Source organism: Mucilaginibacter sp. P5_A4 (genome assembly GCF_056400605.1).
The window spans coordinates 313,205-327,656 of sequence record NZ_JBFUKX010000001.1 but is presented as its reverse complement, the minus strand read 5'-3'; the positions used below and the strand labels follow the sequence as shown (position 1 = coordinate 327,656).

Genomic DNA, 14,452 nt, shown 5'->3' with positions numbered 1-14,452 from the left:
TTAAAGCTTAATAACAGCGTCAATCAGATCAATAGCAAAGGTATTCAGATTTTTTATGGCGAGTCCTATCTGCCAGCTATCGCGGTTACGTTTTTCTACAAAATTTGACACAGCCCTGATTTGCATACACGGCGCATTAACCTGTTGGCATGCGTAAAAAAAAGCCGCCCCTTCCATGCTTTCCAACTGCGGATCTAAACGTTCCTGTGCTTTTTTAATAGAGAACTCATTCCCATGAACAGTATTTACAGTGATGGCCCGCACCTTTTTCAGTGAAAAATTACTTACAACTTCTTCAAGAGTAGTTGTGGGCTTATAAGTAACTTCGCCAAAACCCAAAACATTCATGGGTATAAATTGCTCATCATCTTCTGCGCCTGTTTCTGCAAAGGTATCTTCGGTAACCTCCACCACGTCGCCCGGCTGAATATTACTGTCGAAGCTGCCGGCGATTCCCAGATTTATTACCAGGTCATATTTGGGTAGTGTAAAATGATGGCCAAGCGCAAAAGCAGTAGGCACCATGCCTGCACCGGTTATAAGCACAGCTATTTTATTGCCAAAGTATTTGTTAAGAGGTTCTATCTCAGGGGCGGTTGCGGCAACTACCAATATAAGCATATGGTTTTTAAATGTTTTGATGAAGTTTTTGGGTACTAATATAAAACAACTCGCCTGTTTTTGTTTTGTATATTTGCACTCACGATATATTATGATGATACATATAACGCGCAAGGAACATTTTAATGCCGCTCACCGGATGTACCGTGAGGAATGGAGCGCTGAAAAAAACAATGAGGTATTTGGCAAATGCGCCAATCCTAACTGGCATGGTCATAACTACAACTTGTTTGTAACCGTTAAGGGCGAAGTTACGCACGCAACTGGTTATCTTATTGACCTTAAAGAGTTGAAGATTATCATTAACGAATTTGTTATTGAAAAGCTCGATCATAAAAACATCAATAAAGATGTTGATTTTATGGCGGGTAAAATGGCATCAACAGAGTTGCTATGTATAGAAATATTTAACCAGCTTAAAGCGCCTATTGAGGCTTATGAGGGTGTATTTTTGCACTCGGTTAGATTGTATGAAACTGAAAATAATTCGGCCGAGTATTTTGGCGGATAACTTTATAAAATGATTGACAAAAACCACATCCCCGACCGTGATGATGATATTGACGGTTATACCAAGGTAGACAGATATAATCCTCAACTGATTGAAAGCCTATCGGCCAATTATCTTAACGTTTTAAAACAGATCGGCGAAAATCCCGAACGTGAAGGTTTATTAAAAACCCCCGAGCGCATTGCCAAAGCCATGCTTTTTCTTACACATGGATATGATCTGGATGCAAAAACAATCATGAGCTCTGCTATGTTCAAGGAGGATTACAGCCAGATGGTTATTGTTAAGGATATTGAGGTATACTCTATGTGCGAGCATCATATGCTGCCATTTTTTGGCAAGGCGCATATTGCCTATATCCCTAACGGATATGTTGTAGGCCTGAGTAAGATACCCCGAATAGTTGATGTTTTTGCCCGCAGGCTGCAGGTGCAGGAACGACTTACCAACGAGATTCGTGACTGTATCCAGGAGACGCTTAACCCTTTTGGTGTTGGCGTTGTTATTGAATGCCGCCACTTGTGTATGAGCATGCGGGGGGTACAAAAGCAAAACTCCGTAACTACCACATCGGCATTTACAGGTGAATTTTTAAAAGAAAAAACACGAACCGAATTTTTAAATTTGATAAGTTCTAAGTTGGGTTAAGCCCTCCGGCCCTCTAAAGGGGGAATACGAAGGGTTGATAAATAATAACTATTATAAACATAAAAATTCCCCCTTTAGGGGGTTAGGGGGCACATGAAAGCATATATTTTTCCGGGACAGGGTGCCCAGTTTGTAGGTATGGGTAAAAATCTTTTTGATCAATCAGAAAAAGCCCGCGAACTATTTGAAAAAGCCAATGAGATACTGGGTTTCCGCATTACCGATGTGATGTTTGACGGTACAGCCGAAGACCTGGTACAAACCAACGTAACCCAACCGGCTATATTTTTGCACTCGGTTATTTTAGCCACCGTTTTAGAGGATGACTTTAAGCCCGAAATGGTTGCAGGTCATTCATTAGGTGAGTTTTCTGCCCTGGTAGCAGCCGGCGCTTTATCATTTGAGGATGGTTTGCGTCTGGTAGCTGCCCGTGCCAATGCCATGCAAAAAGCATGCGAACTGCAGCCATCTACCATGGCTGCAATTTTGGGCCTGGATGATTTTACTGTTGAAGATGTTTGCCAACAGGTGAGCGATGTGGTAGTAACAGCAAATTACAACTGTCCTGGTCAGCTGGTAATATCCGGCACCATTGCCGGTGTTGATGCGGCTTGCGAAAAACTGCTTGCAGCCGGGGCAAAAAGGGCTTTAAAGCTTAAAGTGGGTGGCGCTTTCCACTCTCCATTAATGGAGTCTGCACGGGTTGAGTTGGAAGCGGCTATTGTTGCTACCGAGATTAAATCGCCGATTTGCCCTATCTACCAAAATATAGACGCCAAACCATATACCGATCCTGCACTTATAAAACAAAATTTAATAGCCCAGCTTACAGGAGCCGTGAGATGGACACAAACCGTTAAACACATGATGGAAGATGGAGCAACCTCCTTTACCGAAGTTGGTCCGGGCAATGTATTACAAGGCCTTGTAAAAAAAGTTGACAGGGCCATGGTTACTGAGAGTGCCGAGCTAACACAATAACTTTAAAAAGCACTGTATAGTGCTTTTTGTTTTTTAAATCATTTTATCTTATAATCATTTGACCGCATCCGGAAAAATACGTTTGTTGCTTACCCTGATAGGTATTGGTTTATTGTTTGCGGCCATTATTGTCCAAAAAACATATACCCCAATAAATAACCTGTTGCAAACCGCGCAAACACTTGAGGATAATTTACATAAAAAAGAAGCTTACGTTAATAAACAAATAACCGATAAAGTCCAGTTTAATAAATTTAAAGCGCTTACCGATAATGACCAGGATGCCATTAACAGCATTAATGATTTTACTACCCAAAAGAACATTTGGTTTGTAACTGCTTATAAAAACCGGTTAAACTTTTGGAGTGGCATTAAAGTTTTGCCTGATAGCTTAGATGGTATTAAAGAAGGGAATTCATTTATTAAGCAACCTAATGGTTACTACGAAGCGATTAAAAAAACTGAGGGCGATTTCTCCGTTATCTTTTTCATCCCGGTAAAAATTAACTATGCATTTACTAACCAATACCTTCAAAATACATTCGCAAGGGACCTTACTCCCAGTGACAATATTGAGATTGCCAATTTTATTGACAAGGATGTTTATAATATACATAGCATTAATAATGATTACCTGTTTTCTGTAAAGCAAAAGCCAGGGGCCGTTAACGATGCCTTTATTTATTACGAGTTAGCAATCTGGATTTTAACAATCATAACACTTTGCATTTTAATTCATAATATTTGCTGCTATGTAGCTGCAAATGGATATGCTTGGTTATCCGTAGTGTTTATGGCGCTGTTTATTGTACTACTCCGATTTGTTAACTTACATTATCACCTGCCCGATTTTAATGGAATGCTCAAGGTCTTTGACCCTAAAATTTACCATTCCGGTATTTTATATCCTTCTTTGGGCGATCTTTGCATCAATATATTGTGTGTTTTTTGGTTCGTTGCTTTTGTATACCTGCAACGGCGCCGCCTGTTTACTATTGTATTTGGCAATGTTGCCGGCTATTTTATGGTAATAAGCTGTATATTACTGCTTATAGCTGTTTCTACATCACTATTAAGGTTGTTTTATGATCTTGTTGTTAACTCAGACATCAACTTTAATGTAAACAACGTACTTAACCTATCTTCATTCAGTGTTCTGGGTGTTTTAATGCTCTGTTTTAGTTTCCTTATTTTTTACCTGATTGACGAGGTTGTACTTTTTCTGTGCCTTAAGCTGGATGTTCCAAGATCGCACCAGGCATTTTTGTTCGTAGCAAGCATTATCATAACTACAATTGTTTTTGCTTTCTACCATGAGTTTACTGTGTTTTACCTGTTGTGGATGTTGTTGGTCTTGATCAGGGCGTATGGTTTTATATACCAGGGTAGCAGGCTTACCACAAGTACTTTTTTAGGCATCCTTTTAATATGCGCCCTTATTTCGGCCATTAGGCTTAATCATTTTGAGAGCATTAAAGAAGAACATATTCGCAAGGGAGTAATACACAAGCTGGAAGAACCCGATGACCGTTCGGCCGAAAACTCTTTTAAAATAGTAGAAGGCAGGATTGTTACTGATACGGCTATCATACGCTACTTTAAAGAAAATGTGCATAATATCGAGTACCTTAAAACTCGTTTTCAAAAACTTTATTTTGATGGTTACTTATCAAAATATGGGCTAAAAGTACATGAATATGATGCAATGGACCAGCCAATGTCCGATGATAATTTTTCGCTGAACGTATTTAAAGACCAGGTGGTTTATAGTTCGTTTAAGGTGTCGGCTTATTTTTACCGGATCAACGAGTTGTTCGGATTTCAGAGTTACTTTGCTATACTGCCTATAAGCTACAGGCACCAAAAACTGGGGACATTGGTGGTTGAGTTTAAGTCAAAACCGCTGCAATCGTTAGTAGGAACTTTTCCTGAGTTATTGATAGATGGTAATTTAAAAAGCGAAGATGAACTTAAGGATTATTCATATGCGTACTATATCGATAATAAGCTGCAAAGTCAAAAAGGGAATTATGTTTACTCCCTTAATAATACCGATTTTAATGGGACACTTAAAAAGTATACTGTAAAAACAACTAAAAGTAATAATCCCGAATGGTACAATACCTTCACCAAGTATGAGCACCTGATATATAAACCCACTAAACGTAATTTAATAGTGGTGAGCAAGGAGGTAAATCCATTATATTATGGTGTAACTTCCATTACCTTCTTTTTTTTGGCTTTGCTGATATTTAGCGCCGTCATCATAATTTTAAGGGGGGCCTGGGTACGTATCAGGATACTAAGCATTAAAGATGATAAGATCCGCTGGACTTTCAGGATAAATTTTGATAAGGTACTTTATAAAACCCGCATCCAGTTTGTGATGATATTTGCGGTAGTGGTTACGCTTATAGTTGTAGGTTTTATCACTTTTATATCTATTGGTAACCAATACCAAAAACAGCAGGATAAACAGATCCGGGATAAAATTACCAGCATTACCGAGGCATTCCAAACAGGCATATTAAACAAATACATTTATAATGTGAATGAAAAAAGCCAGGTGGACTTCAATGACCTGGCCAAAACCTACTCAACCGACCTGATATTGTTTGATACGAATGGCGTACCGCTGGTAACAACACAGCCCAAAATTTATGAATATGGCCTGGTAGCAAAAAAAATGAACTCCAGGGCTTATATATTTTTAAGCAAGTTGCAAAAAACCGAGTTTGTGAATGACGAGCGTATAGGTGAGCTAAGTTATAAAGCGGCCTATGCCCCTATAGTAACTTCAGGTAACAAAACAGTTGCTTATGTGCAATTGCCTTATTTTTCTAACGAGGCCGACTACAAGGAACGGATCAGTTCGTTACTTAATGTAATGATCAATGTATACGCGCTGGTTTTTATAGCTATAGGTTTGTTTGCAATTATTATTGCAAGGCAAATTACCACGCCATTAAGCTTTATACAGGATACCCTGAGCAGAACCATATATGGTAAAAAGAACGAGCCAATAAAATGGCAACGTAACGACGAGATAGGGGCCCTGGTTAAGGAGTATAATAAAATGATATCGGCGTTGGAAAATAGTGCCAACAGGTTGGCCCAGTCCGAACGTGAAAGTGCCTGGCGGGAAATGGCCAAACAGGTTGCCCACGAAATTAAAAACCCTTTAACGCCTTTGAAGCTGGGCTTACAACTGCTTGATAAATCATGGCGGGATAAAGACCCTAAATTTGATCAAAAATTTGAGCGTTTTAGCAAATCATTTGTTGAACAGATAGAAAGCCTGTCGTCAATAGCATCCGAATTTTCGGCATTTGCTAAAATGCCCGATACCCGTATCGAGCCTACTAACATTTTTGATATGCTAAACCAGGCAGTTACCATTTTTAAACAGATGGATAATATTCACATTAGTTTTCACCCACCCGAAACGCCATTTATCATTAATGCCGATCGCGATCAATTGTTACGTTGCTTTAATAACCTGTTAAAGAATGCCATTGAAGCTACACCACCCGACAGAAAAGGGCTGATAGATATCAATTACCTGGTAACCAGTAAGAATGTGTTACTTACTATAAAGGATAACGGTAACGGCATCCCCGAAAACATGCGCGAAAAAATATTCGAGCCCAACTTCACCACCAAAAGCTCGGGTACGGGGCTGGGGCTTGCCTTTGTTAAAAACTCAATCGAGAATGCCAATGGCAAGATATGGTTTGAAACTACCATTAATATAGGAACTTCTTTTTACCTGAGCTTTCCAGCTGCCTAAGCCAAAGGCTTAAAGCAGAAAGCTAAAAGCCTTTTTATTCATAGCTTTTGGCTTTAAGCTTTAACGAATTTCTTCACCGTTTCAGTAACATGCGCCAAATGATGATTACTGTGCCATGCATAAAGTGCAAGTCCTTTTTTAAGGGAAACAACATCGCCTGATGCCGGGTGTACAAAGGTGCGTTCCCATTCGTTTTCGGTAAAACTTTCAAACAGGGCCACCATATGAATGTGGATTCCTTCCAGTATTTTTAATGATGGTTCAACCGGCAGGCGATAATCTGGTAATAACGCCCAGTCGGCTTCCTCGTAGGGTTTTATTATAGGGTTGCTTTCGGTAAGTGCCAGTTTAAAACGGGTAATAGAGTTCATATGGCTATCGGCAAGGTGATGGATCACCTGCCTCAATGTCCAGCCTCCTGTGCGGTATGGGGTATCCAGTTCCTGGTAATTAAGACCGGCTATGGCATTGCGCAATTTGCCGGGCAGTGTGCGCAGGTCATCAATCCACTCGCGTATGTTCTCATCGGTGTATGATGCCGGGGGAGCGAATTTCCCTATCGGGTATTTCATTTGTTCGTCTGTCATAAGCTTTAAAAAAAATTAAATTAGCTATAATTTTATAGTACCACAAGCTTTTAGTCTAAATTAGCGTTCTGTACGTGTTATTTATACCGATGATAAAAAAGCTGCTATTAGTATTGTTGCTATTAAATTGTTCATTTACCTACGCTCAAACCATTAAAACCGATATTTTGGTAATCGGGGGCGGCCCCGGCGGTACCGCGGCAGCAATTCAGGGAGCGCGAAGCAAAATAAAAACCCTGCTTATTGAGCAGGGGCCTCAATTATGCCCCGCCATGGTTTCTCAAACTATGATAACGATTACCGTCGGCCAGGATCTGCACTCAGGTATCTGGGGCGAATTTCGTAAAAGAGTAATGGCGTTTTATAAAGCAACACCCGGATACGATACCACCTATAACGCCCCCCTCCGCTTTGAACCCTATACCGGGGCTGCTATCCTTAAAAAAATAGCCGACACCGTAAAAAACCTCAGCATAAAACTAAATGCACCTGTTACAGGCATTAAGAAAGATGGCGATGCCTGGCAGGTAACCATCAGCCAGGATGGCGCATCGCAGCTAATAAAAGCCAAAGTGATCATAGATGCCACTAAAGATGGTATAGCCACCCAGAAATTCAATCCAGACTTTAAAGCTTTTGAGCCCGTTGCCGGCAATTATGAGGCAACAATATACCGTACCAGCATTGCGGCCGGTAATGATTTTGGGGGAACGCGTGGCGATACCATGCTTTCCAAAAACAATTATCCTCAGTTGCCGGCTTACTGTATCCCGCTTAGCGCGATAGTGGCAAAAAGCGCCGACAATTTATTGATAACCGCCAAGCTTATTCCCGAAGATAATATACAATACCTGCCCAACTATCTTACATTGGGGCAGGGTGCCGGTGCAACTGCAGCCTTTTGCGCATTCTTCAAAACCACCACCCGCAAATTAAATGTGCGGGCTATACAAGGCGAGCTGCTGGATTTTAAAGGATACCTAATGCCTTTTGCCGATATCAAACAAGACGATCCATATTTCAGATCTGTTCAACAGGTTGGGGCTACGGGCTTGTTAAAGGGAGTGCAAAACAGCAACAGCACACGAATGTTTTTCGTGCCCGATTCGGCTGTTAATACTGTCGAAATTGAGCCCGTTTTGAATGAGATCTATTCCCGTACTTTTTTATGGTTTAACAGGGAGAAACCTGCCGCAAGGTTTACAGTTGGTAATCTGTTATCGCTCATCAGCGAGATAACCCTTGCAGATCCTAAAACATTGCAGACAAGTACAGCCAAAACCTGGAAAACGCAATATAAATTCACTGCTGATTTTGACATGAACCGCCCCGTAACCAGGCGGGAATTTGCTGTATTGGTAAATAAATTTTTAAACCCATTTGCACGAACGGTGGACATGGCCGGGCGATTGGTAAATTAAGGTTGTTTTAGGCTTTGCATTACTAATTCAGCGTTCCACCGGAACGCCTGGTACACATGGAACAGGGTGGAACACTATTTATACTGATTGTCAATGCATTAGCTGTTGTTTAAAACTCGGGCGGAACACCTTTATTGCTAACTATCAACAACTTACGTTTTTTAACCCCGACAATAAACGCCCGAAAAGCTTTGTTTTTGTGAGTGTTTTAGCCCTTCACTATGCCATATACATGCTCATCCAAAATAACACCATTCTTAAAAATAGCATTCCTCAAAATCCCTTCTTTAACAAATCCGGCTTTTTCCAGTACCCGCATTGATTTTGGGTTATTGCCAAGTACCCCGGCCTGCATCCTCACAATATCTAAATTATTAAACCCGTAATCAACTACCAGTTTTAATGCCTGTAGCATAATACCCCTGCCCCAATACGCTTCGCCAATCCAGTACCCTATCAATGGCGCTTTGCTATAAATATCTCCCCTGAAATCGAGCCCAATCACACCAATAGCCTGATTGTCAATAGTTATAGCAAAATGAGTTTGAGGCTCTTCGGTCATTTTTAATTTGATGAAAGCGATAGCATCATCTACAGTATAAGGCGATGGAAACCGATCAAACAAAAAATCGGAGATATGGGTATTATCTGCATGTTTTTGCAGTGATGCCGCATCTCCTTCGCGTAACTGCCGTAATGTAAAGCCCTGGCCGTGTAGTTCCATTTTGTAACAATAAGATGGTTAAAATTAGCAAACCAAACCTAAACTGTTAAATTGCATTCGCGTAATTATTACGCTGGATAAAGACCGAAAATGAAAAAAATATTTACGCTGTTATTAATCGCAAACACTACAGCTGCATTTGCCCAAAAGCTTGATACGCTCACGATAGAAAAGATTATGCGCGACCCAAAATGGATTGGGGTATCGCCCTCAAATATCCACTGGAGCGATGACAGCAAAAAGGTTCTTTTTACCTGGAACCCTGATAAAGCAGGCACCGAGGGGCTATTTGCCGTCACTCCAGCTAACATTACGCCACAAAAAGTGAGTATTGCCGATCGGCGCAGCTTACCCGGTAATGGTAGCTGGAATAAAATACATACCCAAAAGGTTTTTGAAAAAAATGGCGACCTGTTTTTGGAAGATCTTAAATCGGGCAAAACAATACAGCTCATTCACACCGAACAGCGCGAGAGCTCACCGGTTTTTAGTGGCGATGAAAGCCGGGTAATATTTTCGCAAAGCAACAACCTGTTTGCCTTAAAACTTAACGGTACCGGGCTTGAACAGCTAACCAACTTTGTGAAAGTAAAAGGTAAAAAAAGCAAGGATGAGGTTAACGAACAGGAAAAATGGCTTAAAAAACAACAATTTGAATTGTTTGATATTATAAAAATCGAGGAAAAACAAGAAAAATATGATTCTGTAGAGAATGCTGCCATGGAGCCTAAACAATTAAAGGAATTGGTTTTTGGCGATAAAAGAGTTGGCAGGGTTAAGGCCAGTCCGGATGAACGGTTTGTAACCTATAGGCTAACCAAACCCGCAGAGGATGTTAAAAACGCGATAGTTCCTAACTATGTAACCGAATCGGGTTTTACAGAGGATATTCCTAACCGCTCCAAAGTAGGGCGGCCATCATCAACTTCCGAAACTTATATTTTCGATAGGCAACGCGATACGGTTTACCGTATTATCACCAATGATATCCCCGGTATAAAAGACCTGCCCGATTATGTAAAGGATTACCCCAAAGAGCTTGAGGAACTTAAAAAGCAAAATGCCGACAGGCAGGTAACCATAGAAGGCCCTTTTTGGAGTGATAACGGTGCAAATGCGGTTGTGATCATCTCTGCCCTGGATAATAAAGATCGCTGGATCATGCGCCTTGCCCCTTTAACAGGCAAACTAACCCTGTTGGACCGCCAGCGGGATGAAGCGTGGATTGGCGGGCCCGGTATAGACGACTCAGCAACGGGTAATGTGGGGTTTATTGATAATAATCACTTTTATTTCCAGAGCGAGGCCAGCGGCTACTCACACCTATATATAGTTGATGTAAACACAGCTGCCAAAAAGCAACTAACCAGTGGCAAATGGGAGGTACAAACCCTGCAATTGGCCAACGACAAAAAGAAGTTTTATTTTACGGCCAATATTGATCATCCCGGTGCAACCAGCTTTTACAGCATCCCGGTTAACGGCGGCACTCCTACTAAAATAACCGGCATGAAAGGCGGTAATGATGTATCACTATCGCCCGATGAAAAATGGCTGGCTATCCGCTATTCGTACTCCAATAAGCCATGGGATCTGTATGTGCAGGCTAATAAGCCAGGTGCAAAAGCTATGCAGGCAACTAATTCGGTAAGTGCCGAATATAGGTCGTACCCATGGCGGGATCCGGAGGTCATCACCTTTAAAAACCGCTATGGCAGCGATGTTTATGCACGGCTTTACCTGCCCAAACAAGCTGATGCGGCAAAACCAGCTGTTGTATTTGTGCATGGTGCAGGTTATTTGCAGGAGGTAACTTATTCCTGGAGCTACTATTTCCGCGAGTTTATGTTCAACAATATGCTGGCCGATAATGGTTATACCGTGATTGATATTGATTATACAGCAAGCGCCGGCTATGGCCGCGACTGGCGTACCGGCATCTATCGCCATATGGGCGGTAAAGATTTAACAGACCAGGTTGATGGTGTAAAATACCTGGTTGATAAATACGGCGTAAATCCTAAGCATGTTGGTTTATACGGCGGATCGTACGGCGGTTTTATTACCCTGATGGGTATGTTTACCGAGCCGGACGTTTTCGCAGCCGGTGGAGCAATCCGTTCTGTTACCGATTGGGCGCATTATAACCACGAGTACACATCCAACATTTTAAATGAACCATTTACCGATGAAACTGCTTACCGTAAAAGTTCACCCATATATTTTGCCAATGGATTAAAAGGCAATTTGCTGATGCTGCACGGGATGATAGATCAGAATGTGAACTACCAGGATATCATCCGCCTGAGCCAAAAGCTGATAGAGCTGCACAAAGAAAACTGGGAGCTGGCATCATACCCGGTAGAAGATCACGGCTTTGAGCAAGCCAGCAGCTGGACGGATGAGTACAAGCGGATTTTTAAGTTGTTTGAACAAACGCTGAAGAAATGAAAGGATTTATAAATAAAGAAGTCATCCCTTCTGTCAATTGGCCAGATCAGAATCCCACATGCAAGGTCATCGATATGCAAGGTGTTGACTCAGCGTGTGGGATGTTGAAACAAGTTCAGCATGACGTGTTTGCAAAAAAGCCATTTGTCATGCTGAACGCAGTGAAGCATCTATTATTCGCCATGCCTCTTCGCCCTGTACAGTCTGCGAACAGATCCTTCACTACGTTCAGGATGACAAACCTTTTAAAACGGCATTTCCCCTTCAGATTTTCGCCAAATTTTACAACTCAGCATGACGAGTTTGCAAAAAAAACATTTGTCATGCTGAACGGAGTGAAGCATCTATTATTCACCATGCCTCTTCGCCCTGTACAGTCTGCAAACAGATCCTTCACTGCGTTCAGGATGACAATGCGTCATTTAGCGTTCAGTATTAAAACACTCCTGTTTTTAATACTTTTCTCCTTTGGATGCTCCTCCAACAAAACCAGCGTCAATCAAGTCCAAGTACACCTCACTCCCGATAAACATTCCATCAAAATAACCGGTATTGACTATGCTATAATGCAGGATATCAACCGCGATTCATCGGGTGGTAACTGGCAAAGCCTGGCGCCCGTTTATAAAATGCCTGCCGATACCGATATGAAAAACTATCAACCGGTTCAACCAGGTAAGTATTTGGTAAAAGACAGCGCGGTTATGTTTACGCCGGATACACCATTTGCTGCACAACAAGCCTATTTTGTACGCTACTATAAATTTGATGCGAATACCAGCGCCTCAGATTATATCATGGGGCACAACAAACTGGGGAATTTACCCTATACAGATTTGATTTTTAAGCAATAAACTATCCTATGTGCTTGAAAAATTAATAATTTTGATTATATTTGCACTCAATGAATAAAAGAGGGGGCAATTATAGCCCCCTCTTTTATTTTATCAATTAAAAATTATCAATCAAAAAGGCGGGTAATGAACATTGAAAAAAGGGTACGGGAACTCGTAGAAGAAAAGATAGCCGATAAGCCGAATTTGTTTTTAGTGGATGTTAAAATGCATTCGAACGGAAAGCTTATCGTTTTGTTGGATGGCGACAATGGTGTAGGTATTGATGATTGTGTGGCAGTAAGCAGGCATGTGGGCTTCCATTTAGAGGAAGAGAATGTGATAGAAACTGCATATAACCTGGAAGTATCATCGCCGGGGATTGATTTTCCACTATCATCGCCAAGGCAATATGCCAAAAACATTGGGCGTACTTTAGGCATTAAGATGACCGATGGCGCTAAACGTGAAGGTATTTTATCGGCATTAACCGAGGATGCCATCATAATTGAAGAAAAAATAAAAGAAAAAGGGAAAAAGGCCGAAACTGTTGAAAGCGTTATCCCTATTAATCAAATAACAGAAACAAAAGTTTTAATATCATTCAAGTAGAAAATGAGCAATATTAATTTAATTGATTCTTTTCAGGAATTTAAAGATTTCAAGAACATTGACCGCCCAACCATGATGAGCGTTTTGGAAGACGTTTTCAGAAGCATGATCAGGAAAAAATACGGCACCGATGAAAATTGCGACGTAATTGTGAACACCGATAATGGTGACTTAGAGATCTGGCGAACCCGTAAGGTTATGGAAGATGGGTTTAGTGAAGATGATGACCTGGAAGTTGAACTGGCAGAGGCAAAATTGTTTGATGCGGACCTGGAAGTGGGCGACGAGCAAATTGAGCAGATCACCCTGGAAAGCTTTGGCCGCCGTGCTATTTTGGCGGCACGCCAAACACTGGTTTCAAAAATTTTAGAACTGGAAAAAGACGAGATCTTTAAAAAATACAAAGATCGCGTTGGCGAAATTGTTACCGGAGAGGTTTACCAGGTTTGGAAAAAAGAAACCCTGGTGCTTGATGATGAAGGTAACGAATTGTTGCTTCCAAAAACGGAGCAGATCCCGGCCGACTACTTTAAAAAAGGCGATAGTGTAAAAGCTGTTGTTTATAAGGTAGATATGCTGAACAGCAACCCTAAGATCATTATTTCGCGTACCGCACCTGAGTTTTTACAGCGTTTGTTTGAGCTTGAAGTACCCGAAATTTTCGACGGACTGATCACCATTAAAAAAATTGTGCGTGAGCCGGGCGAAAGAGCCAAAGTGGCGGTTGAATCATATGATGACCGTATAGATCCGGTTGGCGCCTGCGTGGGTATGAAAGGTTCACGTATACACGGCATCGTTCGGGAATTAAAAAATGAGAATATCGACGTGATTAACTTCACCAACAATATTCAGCTTTATATTCAGCGTGCATTGTCGCCTGCCAAAATCACATCTATTAAATTAGATGATGAGAAAAAAACAGCGGCTGTATACTTAAAACCCGACCAGGTATCTTTAGCGATCGGTCGCGGCGGGCATAATATTAAACTTGCAGGCAAGTTAACAGGCTATGAGATAGATGTTTACCGTGAGGCAGATGAGCATGACGAGGATGTGGATATCGAAGAATTCACAGATGAAATTGATAGCTGGATAATTGATGAATTTAAACGAATTGGTTTAGATACAGCAAAATCGGTATTGGCTTTAACTGTTGGCGAATTGGTAAAACGTACCGATCTGGAAGAGGAAACGGTAAAAGAAGTGCTATCAATATTGAATGCTGAGTTTGAATAAGCATAATAACCAAAATTAAAATCGTATTTTTGCG

12 protein-coding genes are annotated in these 14,452 nt (G+C 41.2%); 9 read left to right on the top strand and 3 right to left on the bottom strand.

The window, feature by feature from the left end; all coding sequences use genetic code 11:
• Nucleotides 1-621: a futalosine hydrolase gene (mqnB, locus tag AC1DQW_RS01370; protein ID WP_477452485.1), complete on the bottom strand. Its 621-nt coding sequence runs from the start codon at nucleotides 619-621 to the stop codon at nucleotides 1-3.
• 94 nt (nucleotides 622-715) lie between these two features.
• On the opposite strand from mqnB, the gene AC1DQW_RS01365 reads away from it, so the two are divergent.
• From AC1DQW_RS01365 to AC1DQW_RS01350, 4 genes are all read left to right on the top strand, one after another.
• Nucleotides 716-1,132: a 6-pyruvoyl trahydropterin synthase family protein gene (locus AC1DQW_RS01365; RefSeq protein WP_477452572.1), complete on the top strand. Its 417-nt coding sequence runs from the start codon at nucleotides 716-718 to the stop codon at nucleotides 1,130-1,132.
• 9 nt (nucleotides 1,133-1,141) lie between these two features.
• A complete protein-coding gene (folE, locus tag AC1DQW_RS01360) occupies nucleotides 1,142-1,780 on the top strand; it encodes a GTP cyclohydrolase I FolE (protein ID WP_477400536.1) in 639 nt (212 codons plus the stop codon).
• Nucleotides 1,781-1,873: 93 nt separating this feature from the next.
• Complete coding sequence (fabD, locus tag AC1DQW_RS01355; protein WP_477452484.1) at nucleotides 1,874-2,761, top strand: ACP S-malonyltransferase; 888 nt, start codon at nucleotides 1,874-1,876, stop codon at nucleotides 2,759-2,761.
• Between the two features lie 58 nt (nucleotides 2,762-2,819).
• Nucleotides 2,820-6,551 carry an ATP-binding protein gene (locus AC1DQW_RS01350; RefSeq protein WP_477452483.1) on the top strand — a complete coding sequence of 1,244 codons (3,732 nt, stop codon included), beginning with the start codon at nucleotides 2,820-2,822 and terminating at the stop codon, nucleotides 6,549-6,551.
• Nucleotides 6,552-6,604: 53 nt separating this feature from the next.
• Here AC1DQW_RS01350 and AC1DQW_RS01345 read toward each other — a convergent pair whose 3' ends face one another.
• A complete protein-coding gene (locus tag AC1DQW_RS01345) occupies nucleotides 6,605-7,138 on the bottom strand; it encodes a YfiT family bacillithiol transferase (protein WP_477400531.1) in 534 nt (177 codons plus the stop codon).
• A gap of 89 nt (nucleotides 7,139-7,227) precedes the next feature.
• On the opposite strand from AC1DQW_RS01345, the gene AC1DQW_RS01340 reads away from it, so the two are divergent.
• Entirely contained in the window at nucleotides 7,228-8,559 is a 1,332-nt protein-coding gene (locus tag AC1DQW_RS01340) for an FAD-dependent oxidoreductase (protein ID WP_477452482.1), read from the top strand.
• 208 nt (nucleotides 8,560-8,767) lie between these two features.
• On the opposite strand, the gene AC1DQW_RS01335 is transcribed toward AC1DQW_RS01340, so the two are convergent.
• On the bottom strand, nucleotides 8,768-9,283 hold the full coding sequence (locus AC1DQW_RS01335; RefSeq protein ID WP_477452481.1) for a GNAT family N-acetyltransferase: 516 nt from the start codon (nucleotides 9,281-9,283) through the stop codon (nucleotides 8,768-8,770).
• A 90-nt stretch (nucleotides 9,284-9,373) separates the two neighbouring features.
• On the opposite strand from AC1DQW_RS01335, the gene AC1DQW_RS01330 reads away from it, so the two are divergent.
• The 4 genes from AC1DQW_RS01330 to nusA all read left to right on the top strand — a co-directional run bounded on the left by AC1DQW_RS01330 (nucleotide 9,374) and on the right by nusA (nucleotide 14,418).
• Complete coding sequence (locus AC1DQW_RS01330) at nucleotides 9,374-11,734, top strand: S9 family peptidase (RefSeq protein WP_477452480.1); 2,361 nt, start codon at nucleotides 9,374-9,376, stop codon at nucleotides 11,732-11,734.
• Entirely contained in the window at nucleotides 11,731-12,588 is an 858-nt protein-coding gene (locus AC1DQW_RS01325; RefSeq protein WP_477452479.1) for a hypothetical protein, read from the top strand. The genes AC1DQW_RS01330 and AC1DQW_RS01325 overlap by 4 nt, the downstream gene beginning before the upstream one ends.
• Before the next feature lie 126 nt (nucleotides 12,589-12,714).
• Nucleotides 12,715-13,179, top strand: a complete 465-nt coding sequence (gene rimP / locus AC1DQW_RS01320) for a ribosome assembly cofactor RimP (RefSeq protein WP_477452478.1) — start codon at nucleotides 12,715-12,717, stop codon at nucleotides 13,177-13,179.
• Nucleotides 13,180-13,182: 3 nt separating this feature from the next.
• Nucleotides 13,183-14,418 carry a transcription termination factor NusA gene (gene nusA / locus AC1DQW_RS01315; RefSeq protein WP_477417610.1) on the top strand — a complete coding sequence of 412 codons (1,236 nt, stop codon included), beginning with the start codon at nucleotides 13,183-13,185 and terminating at the stop codon, nucleotides 14,416-14,418.
• Nucleotides 14,419-14,452: the final 34 nt, after the last annotated feature.

Excerpts from the sequence above, each read along its gene's own strand:
- mqnB (WP_477452485.1), bottom strand. The coding sequence starts at position 621 with ATGCTTATATTGGTAGTTGCCGCAACCGCCCCTGAGATAGAACCTCTT.
- AC1DQW_RS01365 (WP_477452572.1), top strand. The coding sequence starts at position 716 with ATGATACATATAACGCGCAAGGAACATTTTAATGCCGCTCACCGGATG.
- folE (WP_477400536.1), top strand. The coding sequence starts at position 1,142 with ATGATTGACAAAAACCACATCCCCGACCGTGATGATGATATTGACGGT.
- fabD (WP_477452484.1), top strand. The coding sequence starts at position 1,874 with ATGAAAGCATATATTTTTCCGGGACAGGGTGCCCAGTTTGTAGGTATG.
- AC1DQW_RS01345 (WP_477400531.1), bottom strand. The coding sequence starts at position 7,138 with ATGACAGACGAACAAATGAAATACCCGATAGGGAAATTCGCTCCCCCG.
- AC1DQW_RS01340 (WP_477452482.1), top strand. The coding sequence starts at position 7,228 with ATGATAAAAAAGCTGCTATTAGTATTGTTGCTATTAAATTGTTCATTT.
- AC1DQW_RS01335 (WP_477452481.1), bottom strand. The coding sequence starts at position 9,283 with ATGGAACTACACGGCCAGGGCTTTACATTACGGCAGTTACGCGAAGGA.
- AC1DQW_RS01330 (WP_477452480.1), top strand. The coding sequence starts at position 9,374 with ATGAAAAAAATATTTACGCTGTTATTAATCGCAAACACTACAGCTGCA.
- AC1DQW_RS01325 (WP_477452479.1), top strand. The coding sequence starts at position 11,731 with ATGAAAGGATTTATAAATAAAGAAGTCATCCCTTCTGTCAATTGGCCA.
- rimP (WP_477452478.1), top strand. The coding sequence starts at position 12,715 with ATGAACATTGAAAAAAGGGTACGGGAACTCGTAGAAGAAAAGATAGCC.
- nusA (WP_477417610.1), top strand. The coding sequence starts at position 13,183 with ATGAGCAATATTAATTTAATTGATTCTTTTCAGGAATTTAAAGATTTC.